Source organism: Cobetia sp. Dlab-2-AX, assembly GCF_024124625.1.
Classification (GTDB): domain Bacteria; phylum Pseudomonadota; class Gammaproteobacteria; order Pseudomonadales; family Halomonadaceae; genus Cobetia.
Genome location: NZ_JAMXRV010000003.1, coordinates 468661 through 491108, shown reverse-complemented (window position 1 = coordinate 491108; position 22448 = coordinate 468661). Strand labels below are relative to the sequence as shown.

Sequence of the window (22448 nt, the reverse complement as noted above, 5' to 3'; positions counted from 1 at the left end):
TCACTCCGTTCAACGTGAGGATTCATTCTGGGTGGCAGTCGTCAGCGTGTCATCCTCGACGCCTGCTGCAGGATCGCCTGCCGCAGGATCGCCTGCCGCAGGATCGCCTGCCGCAGGAATCGCTTGTTCATGCTCACGACTGAGGCGCTCGGCCTCACGGGCTACATTGGCCAGCCGGATGGCCTCCTGCTCACTGAGCTTGCCTGCCGCGCGCGCCTCTTCGGCACTCTCGGCCTCGGCGCGTGCCATGCGTGAGCGCACCATCGGGCAGTCCGGCAACGGGCGCTCACCCGTCCACTCGCCAAGATGTGCGACCAGACCAGGCCCCAAGGGTTCCTTGGGCAGCGCATAGCGCGGCGGATAGATGACATCGACGAAGTGAAGCCCTGTCGCCGCTGCCGTCGCGCTCGAGCGCGTGCGATCTCCCTCGCGCATCAGCTGGACGATCCACTCGACAGGCTTCTCGCCACGCCCGATGGCCATCAAGGTGCCCGCGATATTGCGCACCATGTGATGCAGGAAGGCATTGGCCTGGATATCGATCATGACGATATGACCATGGCGACTGACTTCAATGAAGTGCACGTGGCGGCGCGGCGAACGCGACTGACAGCCTGCCGCGCGGAACGCTGAGAAGTCCAGCTCACCCACCAGGTGCGCCGCTGCGGCCTGCATGTCGGCGACATTGAGCGGCTCGCGACACCAGGTGACATTGTTGCGCTCCATCACCGGCCGAAACGGCTGGTTGATGATCATGTAGCGATAACGACGGGCGATGGCGCTGAAACGCGCATGGAAATCATCGGGCACCGGCACGGCCCAATGAATCCCGATATCGGGGGGGAGGTTGACGTTACCGCCCATGCGCCAGGCCTTGCGGCTGCGGCCCACGGGGGTATCGAAATGCACGACCTGACGCACGGCATGCACACCGGAATCGGTGCGGCCACTGCAATGCACGGTAATCGGCGTGGAGGCGACCTTGGACAAGGCCTTCTCGAGCGCTTCCTGCACGGAGGGGGCGTGGCTCAGACGCTGCCAGCCACAATAGCGGTTGCCATCATATTCAACGCCCAGAGCAATGCGCCCCGGGCGTTTCTCGTTATCATCCAGCGGTGTAAAAAAGGGCATCAGGTCAGACCAAAGCGCTCCATCAACGCCAGCGCCTCTTCACGGACCATGTCATCACTGGTAGTAGCGAGCGGCTCAAGCAGCGCAGCCGCCTGATCATCATCGCCATCCACCAACAACTGACGGGCTTCCTCGAGCTGTTGGAATGCCTTGGTATCCTGGGCGCCAGCCCCAAACCCTGCCGACTCGACAGAGGGATAGGCATTATCCTGATCCCCAGACTCGAACGCCACTTCCTCGACCTCGAATTCCGAGATATCACGCCGCGGCACGTCCACTTCTTCCAGCGTCATGCTATCCAGTGACGGTAACTCCTCCATGCCATCGACTGAAGTTGACGACTTGCTGGACGCCTCATGCGGCGCTTGGCTCGCTGCATTGCTCTCGATCGCAGCGTTGTCATCCAGCTCTTCACGCAGTGAGGTGAACTCGACGGACTCGCCCTTGAGCGCACTATCCGCCGCATTGGATGCCGCGGTGTCAGTGCCCTTCTCGTCATCAGCCTGACCAGCATCTCCCAGCGTCAATTCCGGCGCCTGGTAATCGATCACGTTGTCGCTGTTGAAGTGACTCTCACGCACGGACACCTTCTCGTGATCCACGCCCTTGAGGCCCGGCTCGAAGGCGACACCTTGGTCGGAAGCACGCTCGACCAGCGGCTCGCTCACGCCGTCACCGGCATGCGGTTCGCTGTCAGGCACCGCGCTGATATCTTCCTGGTCATCAAGGGAGGTGTCAGCACCCGTGGCGGATGCATCTGCCGGGCCGCGAGCCGCATCATCGGTCTTGTCGCGACCTTCAAGCGGCGCGCGAGGCGCTGCCGCCTGCTGGCTTGCCACTCCTGACAGATAGGAGACCTTGCGCCCCACCGGACTCACGCCACCGCCAGCGACAGCACGCAGCGCACTACTTGAGGCACTATAGCGATCCAGCAGCGCCTGAGCCTCGAAGCGCTCTTCCTCATTGCCGGCCGCCAGCACCTGCTCACCTTCATGATGCAGGGCTTCAGCATTGCCAAGCTCGCCATGGACTCCCATCAGCTTGAGGCGCAGATCCTGGCGTGCGGGGTCTTCCACAAGACCGGCTTCCAGCAGGGCCTGGGCCTGATCGAAGCGGCCGTAGGCGATGAAGATGTCCGCCTCGCTGATCGCAGCCGCTTCCGGCTGGGAGAGCGGCTCGAGGCTACTGGAACCCCGGCGCGCCGCCACATTGTCATCTTCAGACGCGGATGACTTGTGACCCGCGGCAGCTGCGGCAGTCGAGGCTGCAAAGGTATCCGGGAAGACGCGGGGCTTGTCCTGGTCGGGCGCTTCATTGCCGCGGACCGCATCGGCGAAGCTCATGTTCTCATCGCCCCCGGAACCGGAGCGGCGACGCAGCAACAGCAGCAACAGCAGCAACAATGCCCCAGCCGCCCCGCCGACGATGGCCAGGTTGTCCTGCACCCATTGCCAGGTCGCTTGGGGCCACGGCTGCTTGGGTAACACCAGGTTGCCCTCGCCGTCGCGCGGCTGACCGAGATCCACCCCGGCGGCGATCAGGCTTTCCGGCAACGCCAACGGCGAGATGCCGCTGTTGACGAGCAGGCGATTCTGTTTGGCGAGCAGCACCTTGGCCGTCTCGAGCTGCTCGGTACGTTCTGCCAGCGACGCTCGCAGCTCGCCGACTTCGTTGCGCAGGGAGGCCACTTCGCTGCGCAGGTCATCACGCTCCTGCTCCAGCTGATCGAGGCGCTGCTGATTGGTCAGCAGCTGATCTTCCAGCGACTCGAGGCGATCGGACAGTTCATCGATCGCCTGCTGGCTACCCGCCGAGATCTGACCACTGGCTGCCGCCTTGGGCTTGCTGCCGTCTTCATCCAGCAGCGTCAGACGCGGCTTGCCATCGGCGCCCGCGCTGGCGGGCCCGCTCGGCGCGGGCGCAGCACTGGAAGAAGGCTCGTTCGACGTGCTGGCCGCGGCGGTTTTCTTGCTGGGCGGAGCCGGCACGGTCTTGCCCTGCGCGCCTGCGACCCACTGCTGATACTGCTGACGCACTTCCCTGTCGGCCTCGGTACGCGAACGTCCCAACATGGTGCTGCGGTCCGGCACACTCAGCACCACTCCCGCACGCAGCTTGTTGATGTTGCCACCCGGGAAGGCCCTGGGGTTGGCTTCCTGAATCGCCAGCATCGCCTGACGGATGCTGACACTGGCATCCGGGCGCACGCGACGCGCGATCGTCCACAGCGAATCACCGTTGCGCACCTTGATGCTGGACGGCGGCGTGCCGGATGACGCGCTGCGCGAGGAGGCCTGGCTGGGCTGGGCATTGTCGCGGAACACCACGGAACGTGTCGGCGAGGAATCGTTGGTGGCCAACGGGCGCGAGCGCGCGCCTGCAGGTGTCACCAATGACGGCTGGCTCGAATAGCCCGCCGGATCGAACAACAGGGTCACCTGGCGCTGCAGCTTGCCATTGGGCCATTCGACATCCAGCAGCAGGTCCACATAGGGCTCACGTACCGCGCCATTGGTGGACAGCTGGAGGTAGTAGCGTCCACCCTGCTGCTTGACGGCAACCTTGATCTCATCGCTGACATAGCTGCGATCGACGCCCGCTCGCGTAAAGGCGGCAGAATCGGCAACGCCGGCCTTGATGAGGCTGGCATCGAGGCCCGAGGTATCCGTGAGGCCAATGCGCGCGTCCAGTGGCTGATTCAGATTCGAGCGCAACCGCGGCGATTCCATGCCGACTGCCAAGGCCTGAGCACTGTAGACGGCGAACGACACCGCCAGTGCGAGAGGAAGCTTGCGTCCCATTGAGTGTCCCTTCGTATGCGGCCGAATCATTGCCCGGCCCGCGCATTATGTTACGTATACTTACACAAGATACCAGAGAGTCCGTCCCAGGAGTGCGGGAAGCCATCGGCAAAGTGGAAAGAGTTTCAACGATAGACTATCGGCCCACGATCGATTAGGGCCGCAGAGGCGACATATCGCGAGTGACCAGCTCGACGACACCCCCATAACGATACCCGTAAAAAACACCACTCTGCCATCATGGATCAAAAGCGCCAGCCAAAATCGCAAAAAATGCGCAGCAAGGACTGAGATATCTGGTACTAGCCGTAACATCAGTGACCTATCTCCCACCTGAAATCACCGACCATCCACGACGTAACGTGCAAAAGCGAAGCGCCCTCGACTCTCTGGAGTCGAGGGCGCTTTCAGGTCAGGCTCGCAACGAGCCCGACGACATGCCGCTACGCAGTACGATCAGGCCGCGCGATGTTCACGCAGGATGGTCAGCATGCGCTTGAGCGGCTCCGCGGCCCCCCACAGCAGCTGGTCACCGACGCTGAAGGCAGAGAGATATTCGCCGCCCATCGCCAGCTTGCGCAGACGGCCGACCGGCACCGTCAGGGTACCGGTGGCGGCAGCTGGTGTCAGATGCTTGAGGCTGTCTTCCTTGGTGTTGGCGACAACCTTGACCCAGTCATTGTGCTTGGCCAGGCGGTCTTCGATCTCGTCCAGCGGTACGTCCTGCTTGAGCTTGACGGTGAAGGCCTGGGAGTGGGAACGCATCGCACCGATACGCACGCACAGACCATCGATCATGATCGGGTTGCCCTGGCTGTCGAGAATCTTGTTGGCCTCGACACCGGCCTTCCACTCCTCGCGGGTCTGGCCGGATTCCATCGCGGAATCGATCCACGGCAGCAGCGAACCGGCCAGCGGAGCACCGAACTGCTGGGTCGCGAAGTCATCGCCGCGCATGGTGGCGGTCACCTTGCGGTCGATGTCGAGGATGGCGCTGGCCGGGTCGGCCAGCTCGGAGGCCACGCTGCCATTGAGCTGCCCCATCTGGGTCAGCAGTTCACGCATGTGGCGCGCACCGCTGCCGGACGCTGCTTGGTAGCTCATGGAGGTCATCCACTCGACCATGCCAGCCTCGAACAGGCCGCCCAGGCCCATCAGCATCAGGCTGACGGTACAGTTGCCGCCGACGAAGGTGTTGGCACCGGCGCCGATCTTCTCATCGATCACATGACGGTTGACCGGGTCCAGCACCAGCACGGCGTCCTTTTCCATGCGCAGGGTGGAGGCGGCATCGATCCAGTCGCCCTTCCAGCCGGCTTCGCGCAACGGGCCGAACACCTGCTTGGTGTAGTCGCCGCCCTGACAGGTGACGATGACATCCAGTGCCTTCAGTTCATTGATGTCATTGGCATCCTTGAGCGCCGGTACCGGCGTGCCCACATCAGGACCGGCCTGACCGACCTGGGAGGTGGAGAAGAATACCGGCTCGATACCGGCGAAATCGTTGTCATCACGCATGCGCTGCATCAGCACGGAACCGACCATGCCACGCCAACCGACAAATCCGACTTTCAACATGCTTGTTCTCCTTGTTCATGCACGGCCGGGAGCAGGGAAGACACCACCGCTCCCGACACAGGAATGACCCGCAGCGAGCACAGGCAACTCAGACGAGGCGAGCCTTGCCCAACGCTCCAGCCGCAGGTCTTGACATGAGAACTCGGCGACGCACGCCGAGCTCCCCCATGATCATCGCGTGAACGCCGCGGGCTTGCGGCGTTCACGCGGGTATTGCCTTACGCCTGGGCCTTGAAGGCAGCCAGCACGGCATCGCCCATCTCGGAGGTGGAGACCTTGCGCGTCCCGGCGTAGGCGATATCGGCAGTGCGCAACCCTTCATCCAGCACCACGCCGACCGCCTTCTCGATGCGCTCGGCCCAGGCCGCTTCGTTGAGCGAGTAGCGCAGCATCATGGCCACCGACAGGATGGTCGCCAGCGGGTTGGCGATGCCCTGCCCTGCGATGTCCGGCGCGCTGCCGTGGCATGGTTCGTACATGCCCTGACCACCCGCATTCAGCGAGGCGGACGGCAGCATGCCGATGGAGCCGGTCAACATCGCGGCTTCATCTGACAGGATATCGCCGAACATGTTGCCGGTGACCACCACGTCGAACTGCTTGGGGGCACGTACCAGCTGCATGGCGGCGTTGTCGACGTACATGTGCGACAGCTCGACATCCGGGTAGTCGGCGGAAATACGCTCCATCACGTCACGCCAAAGCATGGTGACTTCCAGCACGTTGGCCTTGTCGACGCTGCACAGCTTCTTGTTGCGCTTCTGCGCCATCTCGAAGGCGGTACGACCGATGCGCTCGATCTCGGACTCGGAGTAGACGTAGGTGTTGTAGCCGACCTGCTGGCCATCACGCGTCTCGATGCCACGCGGCTGACCGAAGTAGATGCCGCCGGTCAGCTCACGCACGATCATGATGTCCAGACCGGACACCACTTCCGGCTTGAGGCTGGAGGCCTCGGCCAGCTGCGGGTAGAGAATCGCCGGACGCAGATTGGCGAACAGCTCGAGCTCCTTGCGCAGCCCCAGCAGGCCGCGTTCCGGGCGCAGCGAGATGTCCTCGAGCCTGTCCCACTGCGGGCCGCCGACTGCACCTAGCAGGATGGCGTCCGCTGCCTTGGCCGCCTCCAGCGTTTCCGCCGGCAGCGGGTGGCCGGCCGCGTCATACCCTGCACCACCGACCTTGCCTTCGCTCAGAGTGATGTCCAGACCTTCGCTGCGGGCGGCTTCAAGGATCTTCACGGCTTCGGCAGTGATTTCCGGGCCAATGCCATCACCGGGCAGAATCAGGATATTGCGGCTCATCTGGAACTCCTTGGGCCGGAGAGCTTCCGGCGAGACCGACGGTTCACCGCCGGTGCTGAGACTGGGCTCGCTGCCACTCTGGACGGCGAGCCATGACGAATGTGTTGCGACTTCGGTGCTGACTGACGCGATGCTGGACAGATCAGGCCGTCTTGCCATTGCGGAACAACCACGGACGCTCGGTGCGGTGGCGTTTCTCGAAGCTGTCGATGGCGTCCTGGTCCTTGAGGGTCAGACCGATATCGTCCAGGCCTTCCATCAGGCAGTGCTTGCGGAAGCTGTCGACCTCGAAGGGAATCGACTCACCGGACGGCGTGATGACCGTCTGTGCTTCGAGGTCGATATCCAGACGATACCCTTCCACCGCCTCGGCTTCCTTGAACAGACGGTCCACCGTGTCCTCGTCAAGGGTAATCAGCAACAGACCGTTCTTGAACGAGTTGTTGTAGAAGATATCGGCGAAGCTCGGCGCGATGACCACGCGGAAGCCGAAGTCGGTCAGTGCCCAGGGCGCGTGTTCACGCGAGGAGCCGCAACCGAAGTTGCGACGCGCCAGCAATACGCTGGCACCCGCGAAACGCGGCTGGTTGAGCACGAAGTCCGGGTTCAGCGGACGCTTGCTGATGTCCTGGCCGATATAGCCCTCATCGAGATAGCGCAGCTCATCGAAGAGGTTCGGGCCGAAGCCGGTACGCTTGATCGACTTCAGAAACTGCTTCGGGATGATCAGATCTGTATCGACGTTGGCGCGATCAAGCGGTGCCACGAGGCCCTGCTGGCGAATGAACTTTTCCATGTCGGGCCTCCTCAGGCGACTTGAGTGTTGTTGGTAGGGATGGGGGCAAAGTCACGAACATCAACGAAGTGACCCGCAATCGCGGCAGCGGCGGCCATGGCCGGGCTGACGAGGTGCGTACGCCCACCGAAGCCCTGACGGCCTTCGAAGTTGCGGTTGGAGGTGGAAGCGCAATGCTCACCGGCGCCCAGCTTGTCGGCGTTCATCGCCAGACACATGGAGCAGCCCGGCTCGCGCCATTCAAAGCCCGCGGCGAGGAAGATCTCGTGCAGCCCTTCGGCTTCCGCCTGTGCCTTCACCAGGCCAGAGCCCGGCACGACCATCGCCTGCTTGAGGCTCTTGGCGACCTTGCGGCCTTCAGCCACGCGCGCCGCTTCACGCAAATCCTCGATACGCGAGTTGGTGCAGGAACCGATGAACACACGGTCCAGCTTGATGTCGGTGATCTTCTGCTGAGCGCTGAGGCCCATGTATTCGAGCGCACGGGTGATGCCACGCGCTTCGGTGTCATCGCTGGCGGCTGCCGGGTCCGGCACCACGCCATTGACGCTGGTGACCTGCTCCGGGCTGGTGCCCCAGGTGACCTGCGGCGCGATGTCCTCGGCCTTGAGCACGACAACCTTGTCGAATTCGGCGTCCGCATCGGAGACCAGATTGCGCCAGTCGGCGACGGCCGCTTCCCACTGCTGGGCGTTCGGCGCATAGGGACGATCGCGCAGGTAATCGATGGTGATGTCATCGACACCGACCAGACCGACCCGCGCACCGGCTTCGATCGCCATGTTGCAGATGGTCATGCGGCCTTCCATGGAGATGTCCTGGATGGCAGAGCCGCCGAATTCGATGGCGTAGCCGGTACCGCCGGCGGTGCCGATCTCGCCGATGATGGCGAGCACGACATCCTTGGCGGTGACGCCAGTGCCGAGACGCCCATCGACGCGCACCAGCATGTTCTTCATCTTGCGCTGGATCAGGCACTGGGTGGCGAGCACGTGCTCGACCTCGGAGGTGCCGATCCCGTGGGCCAGCGCCGCGAAGGCACCGTGGGTCGCGGTGTGGGAATCGCCACACACCACGGTCATGCCCGGCAAGGTCGCGCCCTGCTCCGGCCCGACCACATGCACGATGCCCTGACGCGCATCATTGATGGTGAACTGCTCGATGTTGAAGCTGTTGCAGTTGTCGTCGAGGGTCTGCACCTGAATGCGTGAGGTTTCGTCCTCGATGCCCGAGATACCGGCAGCACGCTCCTTGAGAGACGTCGGCACGTTATGATCCGGCGTTGCCAGGTTGGCATCCAGACGCCACGGCTTGCGGCCGGCCAGACGCAGCCCTTCGAATGCCTGCGGCGACGTGACTTCGTGCAGCAGGTGACGGTCGATGTAGATGAGTGCAGTACCGTCTTCGCGTTGCTTGACCAGGTGCTGATCCCACAACTTGTCATAAAGGGTCTGGCTAGCCATGTCGTGTCTCCTCGTGGCGCCTTACGGTAAGAGCGCGCTTGCTGCCTCGGGGCTCGTAACGGCCCCTTGATGAGGGTGTGTCGTCCAGTGTTGATGGCGGGGCGGTCGTGCGAGCCCGTGGAGAGTGACCACTTGCTTGCAGGCTCCAGCATCGCCGCCGCGTCCTGTGCCATCAAGAGTACTCGGCGACCATGAATAAAAGCAATTCATGTTTTTCATGCTTTGGATTCCCAAAAGGAATACCATGACTCATCAGGTCTTGATCAGGAATTCATCCGCCCGGGACGGCATAACCGCCCCGCTTGATGCGCCTCTGAATGCCTCTCTGAACGCCGTCATCACAGGATAGCTGGCCCACATGGACACACCCTCTCTGCAGGCCTTCGTCGCCGTCGCCGAAACCGCCTCCTTCTCGCTGGCCGCCGAGCAGCTGCACCTCACCCAGCCGGCCGTTTCCAAGCGCATTGCCCAGCTGGAGCAACTGCATGGCGCACGGCTGTTCGATCGCATCGGACGGCGCGTCACCCTGACGGAGGCCGGCAACATCCTGCTGCCGCGGGCCCGCGCCATCCTGGTGATGCACGATGACACCCGGCGTGCGCTGCGCAATCTGTCCGGCGAGGTAAAAGGCAGCCTGACGATGGCGACCAGCCACCATGTGGGCCTGCACCGGCTGCCGCCACTGCTCAAGGCCTTCACCATGGCCCACCCAGAGGTGCGCATGGACATGCGCTTTCTGGATTCGGAACAGGCCTATCAGGGCGTACTCGATGGGGAGCTGGAACTGGCCGTCGTCACCCTGGCACCGCATCGCGATCCCAATCTGACGGTGGTGCCGGTGTGGCTGGATGAGATGCGCTTCGTGTGCGGACGGGACCATCCGCTGGCGGGGCACAAGGCGTTGCCGCTGGCCGCCCTCTCACAGCACGACGCCGTACTGCCGGGCCACCTGACCTTCACGCGCGGCATCGTCATCGACACCTTCGCGCGTGACGGCCTCTCGGTGGAAGTCTCGATGTCCACCAACTACCTCGAGACCCTCAAGATGATGGTCGCCATCGGCCTGGGCTGGAGCGTACTGCCGGAAAGCATGATCGACGACGAGATCGAGATCCTGCCCATCGACCACCGCCCCATCGAACGCCAGCTCGGCTACCTCTACCACAACAACCGCACCCTCTCGAACGCCGCCAGCGCGATGATCGAACTGCTGGAAGGGGCAAGGGACGCGGCATCGAGAAGCCTCTAGCGCGCTCGAAAGCCCACTTTGGAAATACCGCCTGAACCCACAACGCCAGCCCCGAAGGGCTGGCGTTGCGATTCTGACTCACAACTTGTGGCGCCGCGGATCAACTCTTGTCGCTATCCTTGGCATTGCCAGACGCGCCATCCGTCTTGCTGGCCGCAGGCTTGGCATCGTCCTTCTTAGCCTCTTCCGCTGCCTTGGCGGCGGCGGCCTTGCTAGCATTGGAGGGACGGCCACGGCGCGGCTTGGGCGCTTGGCTGCCGGTGTCGCTCTTGGCGGTGGTAGTGGAAGCACCAGAGCTTGAAGCGCTCGAGCGGGAAGCCCCCTGATTGGAAGCCCCGGTGCTGCTGCCCGTCTTGGCAGTACTCGTGCTTCCTGTCGAGCTGGCAGTGCTATTGCTGGTTCCAGTCGCCTTGCTCGCCGTGCTTTTGCTCGCCGGAGTCTTGCGCGTCGTCGCGGGCTTCGCAGCACTGGAGCCGGAGGCCGCGGAAGAAGTGCCACTGCTCGAGGTGCCGGAGGCAGACGGTTTGCTGTCAGAGGCTGACTTGCTTGCCGTCGTCTTGGCCGCCGTTGTCTTGTTGGCTGTGGTCGTCTTGTTGGCAGCCGTCTTGCGCGGCGTGGAGGTCTTTCTCGCCGTGGTGGTCTTCGCCGCTGAGCTACCGGTGCTGCTGGCCGCCGTGCTCGCAGTGCTCGGTTTTGCCGTGCTCTGTTTTGCAGTGCTCTTGGCAGCAGTGCTCCTGGCAGCAGTGCTCCTGGAGGCTGCGCCTTTGGGAGCAGCGCGCTTGCTCGCCGGTGCTGCTGACTCAGTAGACGCTGATGCGGCCTTGGAAGCGGCAGGCTTGGCGGTAGACGACTTGGCAGCAGAGGCACTGCTGGCATCATTGGCGGCCTTGCCGGTGACGGCTTCGGTCATCGCGGTCATGGCCTCTTCCAGCGGCAGTGTCACCTGCTTGAGCGCTTCATTCACGCTCTTCTCGACCGTCTGCTGGACATCACGCACGGCCTTGAGCTGCGCATCCGCCACGCTGGTGATCTCTTCCGGCACGCTCTGCCCCAGCACTTCGGGAATGGTCTGGCGCGCATAACGCCCCGGCGCCGCTTCGATCACGTCGAGCTTGCCCTCACCCGGCGTGCGTGCAGCGACCTCCGGTTCCGGCTCCACGAAGCCATTGCCGGTCATCCACGCCTGCCAGTCATTCCACCAGGAGCCTTCATGCAGCTCGGTACCCGCGAGCCACTCGTCGGGGGTTGCCGGCAGGCTGTCATTGGTGGCGTAGCCGTACTTGTTCTTGTGCGGCGGATTGACGATGCCCGCGATATGACCAGAGCCACCTAGCACGAAGCGCTTGATGGAGGCCTTGGGCAGCTGGGTGCCGTTGTAGGTGGTCTGCCACTTGGCAATGTGGTCCTCGCGCGCGGAGACCCAGTAACTCGGTGTCTCGATCTGCGAGAGATCGATCGGCACGCCGTCCAGCTCGATGCCGCCGGGCTGCACCAGGCGGTTTTCCAGATACATGTGACGCAGATACCAGGCATGGGTCCCGGCCGGCAGGTTGGTGCCGTCGGTGTTCCAGTACAGCAGGTCGAACGCGGTCGGCGCTTCGCCCTTGAGATAGTTGGAGACGTAGAACGACCAGAACAGGTCATTCTCGCGCAGCAGATTGAAGGAGAACGCCATCACGCGGCCATCCAGATAGCCGTCCTGCGCCATCTGCTTCTCGAGACCCTGCAGCACCGGCTCGTTGAGGAAGACACCGATCTCACCGGGATCGGAGAAGTCCTGCAGCGTCGCCATGTAGCTGACCGAGCGCACGCGATCCGCCTGCTTCTCGGCCGCCAGATAGGCCATGGTGCTGGCCGTCAGCGTGCCGCCGATGCAGTAGGACAGGATGTTGACCTGCTTCTCGCCGGTGGCCTGCTCGATGGCATCCATCGCGGCCAGCGGCCCCATCTGCATGTAATCGGCCCAGGTGAGATCACTCTGCTCGGGCCCCGGATTGCGCCAGGAGATCAGGAACACGGTGTGGCCCTGCTCCACCAGCCAGCGCATCATCGAATTGTCCTGACGCAGATCGAGAATGTAGTACTTGTTGATCCACGGCGGCACGACCAGCAACGGCGTGCTGAAGGCCTTCTCGGTGGCTGGACGATACTGGATCAGCTGGATCAGCTCGTTCTCGAAGACCACATCACCCGGCGTGACGGCGATGTTGTCGCCGAGACGGAAGGCTTCGGTATCGGTCATCGCGACATTGATGCCTTCGGCGGAGTTGGCCAGGTCCTCACGCAGACGCTTCAGGCCGTCGAGCAGGTTCTGGCCGCCGGTCTCGCGGGTCACGCGCTGCACTTCCGGGTTGGTGGAGGCGAAGTTGGAGGGCGAGAAGGCGCTGACGTACTGGCGCGCGTAGAACTCGAGATTGCGCTTCTGGCTCTCCGGCAGGCCTTGAATGCCGGCCAGCATATCGTCCACGGCACGCGAGAACAGCAGGTATTGCTGCACGAGGAAGTGGTAATAGGGCTCGTTCTGCCAGGCCTCATCGCGGAAGCGGCGGTCAGAGCGCGCGGGCGTGATCACCGGCTCGACACTCTCGCCATTCAGCTCGCGCAGCGTGCCTTGCAGCAGGGCCATCTGGTCCTGGAAGAGGCGAGTCTGGGTCGACAGCAGCAGTTGCGGGTCGCGTGCCAGAGCCTCGGCTCCCGCCTGGAAGCAACGACCCATCTCGTCATAGATGGTGGAAGCGGCGGCGCTGGGCCATAGGCGCTCCAGCATGTCACTCATCAAGGCTTGATACTGGGCACTGGCCTGCTGCACGACGCTGGCCCACTCCGTGCCTTCAGCACCGTCGGGGAACAGACTGGCAAAGGCCTGAGAGAATGTCTGTGAGAACGCCTGCTGCTGGGCTGAGTCCATATCGCCCTTCCTCCTTGTCATTGACCATCACGTCATTGGCTATCGAAGCTTGGCTGCCGAACGCCTGTCGGCGGCACGATTTCATCGAATCGAATCCTTCCTGAGCACTGAGCGATGTCATGCCATCTTCACCGAGATGAGCGCCTTCACTGGCGACGGACATCGTTTTCAAGGTTGTCCAGCAATTCATGACTGACCGCCACGGGGCGATCGAATGCTCCACTGCAAGGACTGCTTTCCGTCGGATTCGCGCGCGGCAAATACGAGAGCAAAACAGCCTGTTCGACAGCGTGCTCACCTCCAGCATGCGCCTTTCAGCACGGCAGGGGCAATGCCAGACAACGGCAAAAAAGGCTGGCGCAAGCGCCAGCCTTTTCGGGGTATACCTTAGTTCTGCTTGGCGCGGCTTGTCGCGGCAGCCGGCTTGTTGCTGGCAGCGGAGGATGCCTTGTCCTCTGCTGCCGAAGCGGCTTTCTGTACGGCAGCGGACGCCTTGTCGTTGGCTTCCTTGCCAGCGTCAGAGTAGGCCTGTTCGAGCTGGGCGCGCATGTCGTTGCCCATCTCGGCCAGCTTCAGGGAATCATCCATCATCTGCTGAGACAGCTCGGTCGCCACTTCCAGCTGGCGGCTGCTGAACTCGCTGAACTCTTCCATACCCTTGATTTCAGTGGCAGCACGCGCACGCTCGAGACCAGTCTCGGTATAGCGCTTGGCAGCGTCCATCTGATAATCGGCAATCTTGCCCATATGGTCGAGCATCAGAGTGTTGAGCTTGCGCATCGGCTGGTAGAAGCTGCGGGCTTGCTCGGCAAAGGCGTTGAACATCTGATCCTGCTGCATGACGGTTCCTCCCATGGATTCCGTACCGGGACAGCGCGCAGAAGTCTCTGCGCCACCTGTGGAGCACAGCAATATGCTGCACTGCACAAAGACTAGTCTGCTCCTCAGGTGGTTGCAATCCCATGACAGAAAACTGTCAAACGACATTCTCTGTCACGGGATTGGCCGGGCATGCCTCACACCGATATCAGCCAAGGACTTTCATCGCGCCTAGCATCAACTGCGCTTGGCGCGTGAGCGCGCACTGGCCGCAGAGGCCGGTTTCGCATCATCCGCCCGGCTGGCGCCTTGCTCTGCCTTCTGATCCGCGGCTTGATCACCACTGGGCCCCGAACTCCTGCGTGCGGCAGGCTCCGGCTTGTCAGCCTCCTTGCCTTCCGCGCCGCCCTGACCAAACTGCTGCAGGGTATCCAGCATCATCTTCTGATACTGATTGAAGGCGGCCATGCCCTGGGCCATGCTCTCGCCCATATCGCCCGGCATGCCGCCCACTACCCCCTGCCCGGCATTGCCAGCGCCAGACGCGCCACCCATCATCCCCTCGGCCATGCCCGGCGGCATGAACCTGGCAAACGGCGTGCCCGCGCCCGGTGCCATCAATGGCTTGAGCAGACTCATGGGGTCGTAACCTTCAGCACCCGCCTCCATCTGGCGACGAAAGCGCTCCATCAATTCCTGCTGGAAGGCTTCCACGTCCGGCAGGCCCATCGCCTGGCGAAATTCCTGCGGCGTGAGGTCGAATTCGACATTGATCTTCATGGCAGATTCCTTGTGTTGTCTGCCCGCGCACGGCGTGGTGCGCGAGTCCGCTGGCATGCATGCCATTCGAGTCTAGCAGCGAGAATGACACGGGGGCAGCCTGCTACTTACGCCTTTTCTTATTTACTTTGTGCAAGCCAGCCCACTACGCAAGACGCCCCAGCCATGAAGGATGCTGGGCATCACTCCACGGCTGGGGCGTGTCTTTTTACAAATTCAGCGGCTTGGCAGCGTTACAAGTTCAGCCGCGCCGCATGCGGCTTACACTTCGCGCAGCACGGGCGTATCGACCTTGACGTCAGCGTTCTGACCACGATGGCGCAGCAGGTGATCCATCAGCGTCAGCGCGACCATCGCCTCGGCGATCGGCGTGGCACGGATGCCGACACACGGATCATGACGGCCAGTGGTGATCACCTCGACCGCCTCGCCGTTGACGTCGATGCTACGCCCCGGCAGCCGCAGGCTGGAGGTCGGCTTGAGGGCGATGCTGGCACGGATGGTCTGGCCGCTGGTGATGCCGCCCAGAATACCGCCGGCATGATTGGAGAGGAAACCTTCCGGCGTCATCTCGTCACGATGCTCGGTGCCCTTCTGGCTGACCACAGCGAAACCATCACCGATCTCGACACCCTTGACGGCATTGATGCTCATCAGGCCATGTGCGAGTTCGGCATCGATACGATCGAAGATCGGCTCACCCAGGCCGACCGGCACACCAGTCGCCTCGACGGTGACCTTGGCACCCACGGAATCGCCTTCCTTGCGCAGGGCGTCCATGTACTGCTCCAGCTCCTCGAGGCGATCGGCATCGCCACAGAAGAACGGATTGGTGTCGACCAGCGACCAGTCCTTGACCTCAAGCTCGATGGGGCCAAGCTGGGACAGGTAGCCACGCACCTGCACGCCCAGACCCGCCAGATACTTCTTGGCGATGGCCCCGGCGGCGACACGCATCGCGGTCTCGCGGGCCGAGCTTCGGCCGCCACCACGATAGTCACGCTCACCATATTTGTGGTGATAGGTGTAGTCGGCGTGGGCCGGACGGAACTGGTCCTTGATCTTGCCGTAGTCCTTGGAACGCTGATCGGTGTTCTCGATCATCAGGCCGATAGCGGTGCCGGTAGTGCGACCCTCGAACACGCCCGAGAGAATGCGCACCTGGTCCGGCTCGCGACGCTGGGTAGTGTGGCGCGAGGTGCCGGGACGGCGGCGGTCCAGATCGATCTGCAGATCCGCCTCGCTGATCTCGATGCCCGGTGGGCAACCATCGATGATGGCGCCCAGTGCCGGGCCGTGGCTTTCTCCGAAGGTAGTGACGGTGAACAGCTTGCCGAAGGTATTTCCGGACATTCAGGGGGTCCTCAGGCGATGCCGCCGGTCATGGCCGACGGCGTTCTGATAATAGTTGTCGTAAGCGTTGCAGAGTCTGACGGCTTGCGCCCGTGCTTCTGGCAAATCCCGCCAGCTCAGACGAATCCCACCGGGGTAGGCGCCCGCCAGCTCAAGCGAATTCAGGCGCGCAGACTTCCAGCGTCTGGGCATCGATGGCGAAGACGCCGTTGCCGCCGCGCTCGAACTCCAGCCACATGAAGGGCACTTCCGGGAAGGCTTCCATCAGGTGGCGTTCGGAATTGCCGACCTCGACGATCAAGACGCCATCGTCGGTCAGGTAGTCACGCGCCTCGCGCAGGATACGGCGCACGATATCCAGGCCGTCGTCACCGGCGCCCAGCGCCAGTGCCGGCTCATGGCCGAATTCCTGCGGCATGTTGGAGAGATCGAAGGTATCCACGTAGGGCGGATTGGAGACGATCAGGTCATAGCGCTTGCCCGCCACGCCCGCGAACAGGTCCGACTGCACGGCGATGACACGCCCTGCCACGTCGTGGCGTTCGATGTTGCGACGCGCGACTTCCAGCGCCTCGCTGCTGATATCGACCAGATCGACCTCGGCGGTCGGCATCACCAGCGCGGTGGCGATACCGATGCAGCCGGAACCGGTGCACATGTCCAGCACGCGGGTCGGCGGCAGTTCCGGGAACCAGGCCGAGAAGCCGCTCTCGATCAGCTCGGCGATCGGCGAGCGCGGAATCAGCACGCGCTCATCGACATCGAAGGGCACGCCGGTGAAGAAGGCCTCGCCGAGCAGATACGGCAGCGGCTTGCGGGTAGTGATGCGCTCACGCACCAGCGCCACGATGCGCGCACGCTCCATGGTCAGAAGGCGCGCGTCGATCACGGCGGGGTCCGTGTCCCATGGCAGATGCAGCGCACCCAGCACCAGCGCCACCGCTTCGTCCCAGGCAGAATCGGTGCCATGGGCGAAGTGCAGGCGATGCGCGTGAAACTCGCTGGTCGCCCAGCGGATCAGATCGCGCAGGGTCACCAGCTCCTCGACGAGACGGGAGTCCGGCTCACTGAGACTGGAAGGGTGGCGCAGGTCGGACGCGGAAGTAGTGGACACGGTGATTCCTGTAAGCGGACAGATGGACAACGAGCGCCGCCAGTCGTGAGGGGCCGATGGCGTCTCGCGCAGGCATTGTAGCGTTCACGAGGCGTGGCGGCGACCCTTGCTCGCGCCATGGGCGCCTGGTGCTTCACAGCACCGACAGCCGCGCTATACTGCGCGACTTGCCATTTTATTGCCCGCGGAGCCCGGTCATGCCACCCAACCACGACGACAGCTCGGATACCGGCGACGACTTCAACGCCTTCCGTGCCGCCCTCAAGCAGGCCGGCGTACGCAAGATCACCACCAACCGCGCCGACCCCGGCCGCAAGCCCCTCGACAAGGAAGAGCAGGCGCGTCTGGCGGCGCGCCGCGCAGCCGCCAGCGAAGCCTCGACCGACTCACTCGGCACGCCATCGCGCACCACCGATGGGCAGGTCGAGCCGGTCACGCCCAGCCAGCTGCTCGACTTCGCGGTGCCCGATCTCCCCTACCGCCAGCGTCAGCGTCTCAAGCGCGGCGAGATCGCCTGGGAGGCGGGTCTCGACTTGCACGGCTATACGCTGGAGCAGGCCCGCATCGAGCTCGAGTCCTTCATCGACGATGCCATCGCCCGTCGCTCACGCTGCGTGCTGGTGGTGCACGGCAAGGCATGGACTGGCATGGCCGATCACCCCATCATCAAGAGCCACGTCAATGCCTGGCTGCGCCAATGGCCTGACGTGCTGGCCTTTACTTCGTCACTGGAGCTGGATGGCGGCAGCGGCGCGGTCTATGTCCTGCTGCGCAGCAAGGGCCGTGATCCGCTGCTGGAGTGAGCCACCATTACAGATTGAGTCACCACCACTGATTGAATCACTACCACAAGCAGGCCGCTCGCTGGGCCTGAACCATAACGACAAGGGAACACCCTGATGACACCCAACGCTGAACAGCCAATGCGCACTTCTTCACGCCGCACCCTTTCCGCTGCCATTCTCGGCGGTGCCACCGCCGCTGGCCTGTCACTGGCCTTCGCCATGCCGGCCGCCGCCAGCGATGCGCTGTCCGACAGCACCCTTTCGCGTGTGCAACAAGGACAGGTGCTGAAGGTCTGCACCACCGGTGACTACGCGCCCTTCAGCCACCGTGAAGACAATGGCGACTTCGAAGGCATCGACATCGACATGGCCGCCTCACTGGCCAGGAGCCTGGGCGCGACGGTCGAGACCGTGCCGACCAGCTGGCCGACGCTGATGGAAGACTTCACCTCAGGCAAGTGCGACATCGCCATGTCCGGCATTTCGGTCAAGCTGGACCGCCAGGCTCAGGCCTACTTCAGCCAGCCGTACCAGACCGGCGGCAAGACGCCCATCGTGCGCTGCGAAGACGTCGACAAGTACCAGACCGTCGCGCAGATCAATCAGCCCAGCGTGCGCATCACCGTCAATCCGGGCGGCACCAACGAGCGCTTCGCCAATGAATTCCTGAGCGATGCCACGCGCCTCGCCCACGACGACAACCGCACCATCTTCAACAACATCATCGAAGACCGTGCCGATGTGATGGTCACCGACGCCATCGAGACCCAGCTGCAGGCCAGCCGTCACCCGGAGCTGTGCAGCGTGCACCCGGACTCGCCGTTCACCTTCTCCCAGAAAGGCTATCTGCTGCCGCTGGGTGACAACATCTGGAAGGCCTACGTCGATCAGTGGCTGACCCAGATGCAGGGTACCGGTGAGCAGGCCGCCATCTTCGACAAGTGGATCAACAGCTGAGACGACGCTTCGCTCAGGCTCCGGTCACACGCACTGCAAAGAAGCGCTCTGTATTGAAGAGCTCTGTATTGAAAAGCACTGCAACGAAAAGCCCCCGCCGATTGGCGGGGGCTTTTTCATTAAAGGGCAACTCAAAAAAGGCTAGCCGTCGCTACCCTTCTCGTAGCGATCCAGCGCTTCGGCGGCCAGGTGGCGCCCCAGCTTGATCAGACCCGCCGCGCGGTGGAATTCATAGGCGCCACATACCGTCTTGGGAATCTCGACCAGGATATCCGGCGGATAGCCGGCGATCTTGTACTTGGCCAGCGTCGCCTGGGTGATATCGAAGGAGCGCATCATCATGTCCAGCTTTCCCCAGGCAAGCTCCGGCGCGTTTTCATCGACCCGTTCAGGCTCGACGTCGTTCGCAGGCGGCTGCTTGCCCTGGGTCACGGCACCAGCCTCTGCCTGCGGCTCTGCCAACGCTTCCGTGCCCGGCACTGGCTCGGCATCGCTGCTCTTGAGTGCCTCGAACTTCAAGCGCGAGGCATCGCCCGGTGGCAGCGGAACACCGCCGACCGGACTGGCAAATGCCATACCTTGCTGGTCCTCCAGCGCCTGCTCCTTCTCGGCAGAGAAGATGCGCTCGGCCCCGCGACGCACTCCCCGTAGCCAGTCACTGAAACCACCGCCGCGCGCTTCCAGGGCGGCTTCGCGCGCCTCTTCCTCGGCGGCATCGGCCGGTGGCAGCATCTGTTCCAGCGTCTGGTTGCGCGGCGAATGCGCCGTGGCATTGACCGCCAGCACCAGGTCAACGTGGGCGGCGACCAGCGGCGTGATCGGCAAGGGATTCATCAGGCCGCCATCCACCAGCACCTTGCGGTCGCGTTGCACCGGCGTGATCACCCCGGGCACCGCGATGGAGGCCCGGATCGCCTCGAGCAGATTGCCGCTCTGGAACCAGACCTCCTTCTGGGCGATCAGGTCGGTGGCGACGGTGGTGACCGGAATCGGCAGATCCTCGATGCGCGTATCACCGATCAGGGCTTCCAGCTCATCCATGATGCGGCGCGCGCGGATGGCGCCCATCGGGCTCCAGGTGACATCCACCAGCCGCAGCACGTCGAAGTAATCCAGCTCACAGACCCAGTCACGATAGGCATCCAGCTTGCCGGCGGCATGGATGCCCCCGACCAGTGCCCCCATCGAGCAGCCCGAAATCGCGCGAATGTCGTAACCGCGCGCCAGCACTTCCTCGATGACGCCGATATGGGCATAGCCTCGGGCCCCGCCACTCCCCAGTGCCAGGGCGATGGTCTTGCGCTTGGCCATGGCATGTCTCCCGCTGCAGATGATGATAGATGAACGGATACGGCACAGGGTGCATCACTCATTGCGAGCTGACCCACTCGACGATGGCATCGGCGACCGCCGCCACATGCGGTGGCTCCAGATGCAGGTGGTGGCCACCCGGCAAGACGCGACGCTCGAGCCGCTTCACGGCATCACGCGCCTGCTGTGCTTCGTGCCTTATGGTCAGAATACCCTGCTCGCCCTCGATCAGCAGTACCGGCTGGGTCAACGCCGCCAATAACGCCAGCACCTGCTCCGGGGTGTAGCGCATCAATGAAGGCCGCAGCAGGCGACGGTCACTTCTCAGTCGCAGGCCACCGTCTTCCAGCACCTCGAGGTTGCGCTCGACGATCGGCCGCGCCGTATCGGCATCAATGGGCGTGACACCTCCCGCAACCCGCGCCACCACGGCGTCCTCGACATGACGATAATGGGCACGTCGCGTAGCGGCGCGTCTGGCCGGCTGCGCGTGGCGTGCCAGCAATCCGCGGCGCAGCTGATCGACCACCTCCGATGCCGGCGTGGAGAGCGCGCCGATGCCATCGATCAGCACCAGGCGCGCGATATATTCCGGCAGCGCCGCAGCCACCTGCCCCGCCACCGCCGCCCCCAGCGAGTGCGCCATCACCGTGACCGGCGCGCGCGGCAGCCCCTCGTCATACAGGCCTTCCAGCGCCTCGATCACATCGTGACAGTAATCCCACACCGCATAATCACCGTGCTCACCCAGCGGACTCGAGCGCCCGTGACCGACCATGTCGATGGCGATGAGACGAATGCCGAGCCGCTCACACAACAGCGGCGCCAGGCGACTGAAGCTGGCGGCATTGTCAAGCCAGCCATGCAGCGCCAGCCACGTCGGTGCCTGCTCGGCGTGCTCGGCAGGCGCCCACTCCAGGGCCGCCAGCTCTCCGCCAGTGCGACGTGGGAAGCGACGCTCACGCAGCGTAACGTTGGCGCTCAGGGGAGCCTCTGCAATGTCCTGAACGGATTGATCAGTGCTCATGATTGCCTCTCGGCCAGCAGGCCTGGCGGAAGTATATTCGGCGGCGCGAGGTCGGCGATGGCCGCCAGCAGCGCGGCGCGCGTCTCTTGTGGGTATTCAAAGGGATACATATGTCCTCCCCGGACATGCTCCACCGTCAGCCCGGCGCGGCGTAGGCGTGCCTGACGCGCCGGCGTGAGCAGATCAGACTGGGCGCCGGCCAGAATCCTGACCGGCACCGCCAGTTTCGCCGGTGAGCCTGACAGGTGATCGCTGAGGTGGCGGAAGATCTCGACCTCATGACGGGTATCGAAGCTCAACGACAGGCTGCCATCCGCGTGACGATGGGTGGCGTTGTCGATGTAGTCGTCCAGCGCTTCTGGCGTGAAGTTGGCGAACAGCGAGCGACGGCGCAGGTAATCCTGCATGGCCTGACGGGAGTCCCAGCGTGCGCGACGCCCACGGGTACGGCCCGCCGGAGTGACACGATCAATGAAGCCGAAGCGCTTGGCGACCTTCATGCCCAGCGCATCGCGGCCCAGCATCAACGGCGGGTCGAGCAGCACGAGGCAGTGGAAGCGCTCCGGCTGCTTGAGCGCCGCCATGTAATTGACGATGCCTCCCAGCGAATGGCCGACCCCGATCACCTTGCGCCCGGTGCCGCCCGCCGCGGGCAGCGGCCCCAGCGCGGCGTCCAGACATGCCAGCCACTCATCACGCAGCGAGATCAGATTGTTGCCGACCGGATAGGCAGGGTCATGCGCCAGTCGGTCCACCGGCAGCAGATTGAAGTGCTCGGCCAGCGGCGCCAACAGGCTCTTGTAGCAGGCACCGGTGAAGCCATTGGCATGCGCGAAGGCCAGTACCGGACGCTCGGTGTCCGCATTCAAGCTGGCCGGGTCAGTGCCGTCCTGTTCGGACAAGGTCTTTTCGCACATGGAAGGTTCGGACAAGTGCTGCCCGGGCCGGGGTTGCCGTGAGGTGGCATTCATCGCAAGGTCTCCTTACCACGGGCCGCCGTCCCTGACGCGACCAGACAAACGGTTGTTTAAATATAGTCAACAGCATGCCAGCCCCGCCCCATGGGCGCCACTCC

The 22448-nt window shown here is 63.5% G+C and carries 16 protein-coding genes and 1 pseudogene; 3 read left to right on the top strand and 14 right to left on the bottom strand.

Features of this window, described 5'->3' with window-relative positions; all coding sequences use genetic code 11:
• Nucleotides 1-9 precede the first annotated feature (9 nt).
• From truA to leuC, 6 genes are all read right to left on the bottom strand, one after another.
• Nucleotides 10-1131: a tRNA pseudouridine(38-40) synthase TruA gene (gene truA / locus NH396_RS07775; protein ID WP_176676520.1), complete on the bottom strand. Its 1122-nt coding sequence runs from the start codon at nt 1129-1131 to the stop codon at nt 10-12.
• The gene (locus NH396_RS07770; RefSeq protein WP_253062713.1) at nt 1131-3932 is read right to left on the bottom strand and encodes a FimV/HubP family polar landmark protein; all 2802 of its coding nucleotides are present in this window, start codon (nt 3930-3932) and stop codon (nt 1131-1133) included. The genes truA and NH396_RS07770 overlap by 1 nt, the downstream gene beginning before the upstream one ends.
• A 456-nt stretch (nt 3933-4388) precedes the next feature.
• Nucleotides 4389-5510, bottom strand: a complete 1122-nt coding sequence (gene asd, locus NH396_RS07765) for an aspartate-semialdehyde dehydrogenase (protein ID WP_176676518.1) — start codon at nt 5508-5510, stop codon at nt 4389-4391.
• A gap of 218 nt (nt 5511-5728) precedes the next feature.
• Nucleotides 5729-6811 (bottom strand): 3-isopropylmalate dehydrogenase, encoded by a 1083-nt coding sequence (gene leuB, locus NH396_RS07760; RefSeq protein ID WP_176676517.1) that lies wholly within the window; start codon nt 6809-6811, stop codon nt 5729-5731.
• Nucleotides 6812-6953: 142 nt separating this feature from the next.
• On the bottom strand, nt 6954-7607 hold the full coding sequence (gene leuD, locus NH396_RS07755) for a 3-isopropylmalate dehydratase small subunit (protein WP_176676516.1): 654 nt from the start codon (nt 7605-7607) through the stop codon (nt 6954-6956).
• Nucleotides 7608-7618: 11 nt separating this feature from the next.
• Nucleotides 7619-9070 (bottom strand): 3-isopropylmalate dehydratase large subunit, encoded by a 1452-nt coding sequence (gene leuC, locus NH396_RS07750; protein WP_176676515.1) that lies wholly within the window; start codon nt 9068-9070, stop codon nt 7619-7621.
• Nucleotides 9071-9428: 358 nt separating this feature from the next.
• On the opposite strand from leuC, the gene NH396_RS07745 reads away from it, so the two are divergent.
• Nucleotides 9429-10319 (top strand): LysR family transcriptional regulator, encoded by an 891-nt coding sequence (locus NH396_RS07745; protein ID WP_176676514.1) that lies wholly within the window; start codon nt 9429-9431, stop codon nt 10317-10319.
• A gap of 1045 nt (nt 10320-11364) precedes the next feature.
• Here NH396_RS07745 and phaC read toward each other — a convergent pair.
• The 5 genes and pseudogenes from phaC to prmB all read right to left on the bottom strand — a co-directional run.
• Nucleotides 11365-13095, bottom strand: a pseudogene (phaC, locus tag NH396_RS07740) (class I poly(R)-hydroxyalkanoic acid synthase); the annotation flags it as partial.
• Between the two features lie 519 nt (nt 13096-13614).
• Complete coding sequence (locus NH396_RS07735) at nt 13615-14067, bottom strand: phasin family protein (RefSeq protein WP_176676512.1); 453 nt, start codon at nt 14065-14067, stop codon at nt 13615-13617.
• 216 nt (nt 14068-14283) lie between these two features.
• A complete protein-coding gene (locus tag NH396_RS07730; RefSeq protein WP_176676511.1) occupies nt 14284-14826 on the bottom strand; it encodes a hypothetical protein in 543 nt (180 codons plus the stop codon).
• A gap of 261 nt (nt 14827-15087) precedes the next feature.
• The gene (gene aroC / locus NH396_RS07725; protein ID WP_043335551.1) at nt 15088-16179 is read right to left on the bottom strand and encodes a chorismate synthase; all 1092 of its coding nucleotides are present in this window, start codon (nt 16177-16179) and stop codon (nt 15088-15090) included.
• A gap of 151 nt (nt 16180-16330) precedes the next feature.
• Entirely contained in the window at nt 16331-17293 is a 963-nt protein-coding gene (gene prmB, locus NH396_RS07720) for a 50S ribosomal protein L3 N(5)-glutamine methyltransferase (protein WP_176676510.1), read from the bottom strand.
• A 197-nt stretch (nt 17294-17490) separates the two neighbouring features.
• Here prmB and NH396_RS07715 point away from each other — a divergent pair, with 197 nt between their 5' ends.
• Together NH396_RS07715 and NH396_RS07710 are read left to right on the top strand one after the other, a co-directional pair.
• Nucleotides 17491-18096, top strand: a complete 606-nt coding sequence (locus NH396_RS07715) for a Smr/MutS family protein (RefSeq protein ID WP_176676509.1) — start codon at nt 17491-17493, stop codon at nt 18094-18096.
• 96 nt (nt 18097-18192) lie between these two features.
• On the top strand, nt 18193-19035 hold the full coding sequence (locus NH396_RS07710) for a transporter substrate-binding domain-containing protein (protein WP_253062711.1): 843 nt from the start codon (nt 18193-18195) through the stop codon (nt 19033-19035).
• A gap of 141 nt (nt 19036-19176) precedes the next feature.
• Here the strand turns inward: NH396_RS07710 and NH396_RS07705 are convergent, their stop codons facing one another.
• Genes NH396_RS07705 through NH396_RS07695 form a run of 3 tightly spaced genes read right to left on the bottom strand, consistent with a single transcriptional unit; the run spans nt 19177 to nt 22275 of the window.
• On the bottom strand, nt 19177-20346 hold the full coding sequence (locus tag NH396_RS07705; protein WP_176676508.1) for a patatin-like phospholipase family protein: 1170 nt from the start codon (nt 20344-20346) through the stop codon (nt 19177-19179).
• A gap of 58 nt (nt 20347-20404) precedes the next feature.
• Nucleotides 20405-21376, bottom strand: coding sequence for an alpha/beta hydrolase (locus NH396_RS07700; RefSeq protein ID WP_253062756.1), 972 nt, complete (start codon nt 21374-21376; stop codon nt 20405-20407).
• Entirely contained in the window at nt 21370-22275 is a 906-nt protein-coding gene (locus tag NH396_RS07695; protein ID WP_253062709.1) for an alpha/beta hydrolase, read from the bottom strand. The genes NH396_RS07700 and NH396_RS07695 overlap by 7 nt, the downstream gene beginning before the upstream one ends.
• Between the last annotated feature and the right edge of the window lie 173 nt (nt 22276-22448).

What these genes read in the sequence shown, in the direction of transcription:
- truA (WP_176676520.1), bottom strand. Translation starts at nt 1,131, where the DNA reads ATGCCCTTTTTTACACCGCTGGATGATAACGAGAAACGCCCGGGGCGC.
- NH396_RS07770 (WP_253062713.1), bottom strand. Translation starts at nt 3,932, where the DNA reads ATGGGACGCAAGCTTCCTCTCGCACTGGCGGTGTCGTTCGCCGTCTAC.
- asd (WP_176676518.1), bottom strand. Translation starts at nt 5,510, where the DNA reads ATGTTGAAAGTCGGATTTGTCGGTTGGCGTGGCATGGTCGGTTCCGTG.
- leuB (WP_176676517.1), bottom strand. Translation starts at nt 6,811, where the DNA reads ATGAGCCGCAATATCCTGATTCTGCCCGGTGATGGCATTGGCCCGGAA.
- leuD (WP_176676516.1), bottom strand. Translation starts at nt 7,607, where the DNA reads ATGGAAAAGTTCATTCGCCAGCAGGGCCTCGTGGCACCGCTTGATCGC.
- leuC (WP_176676515.1), bottom strand. Translation starts at nt 9,070, where the DNA reads ATGGCTAGCCAGACCCTTTATGACAAGTTGTGGGATCAGCACCTGGTC.
- NH396_RS07745 (WP_176676514.1), top strand. Translation starts at nt 9,429, where the DNA reads ATGGACACACCCTCTCTGCAGGCCTTCGTCGCCGTCGCCGAAACCGCC.
- NH396_RS07735 (WP_176676512.1), bottom strand. Translation starts at nt 14,067, where the DNA reads ATGCAGCAGGATCAGATGTTCAACGCCTTTGCCGAGCAAGCCCGCAGC.
- NH396_RS07730 (WP_176676511.1), bottom strand. Translation starts at nt 14,826, where the DNA reads ATGAAGATCAATGTCGAATTCGACCTCACGCCGCAGGAATTTCGCCAG.
- aroC (WP_043335551.1), bottom strand. Translation starts at nt 16,179, where the DNA reads ATGTCCGGAAATACCTTCGGCAAGCTGTTCACCGTCACTACCTTCGGA.
- NH396_RS07715 (WP_176676509.1), top strand. Translation starts at nt 17,491, where the DNA reads ATGCCACCCAACCACGACGACAGCTCGGATACCGGCGACGACTTCAAC.
- NH396_RS07710 (WP_253062711.1), top strand. Translation starts at nt 18,193, where the DNA reads ATGACACCCAACGCTGAACAGCCAATGCGCACTTCTTCACGCCGCACC.
- NH396_RS07705 (WP_176676508.1), bottom strand. Translation starts at nt 20,346, where the DNA reads ATGGCCAAGCGCAAGACCATCGCCCTGGCACTGGGGAGTGGCGGGGCC.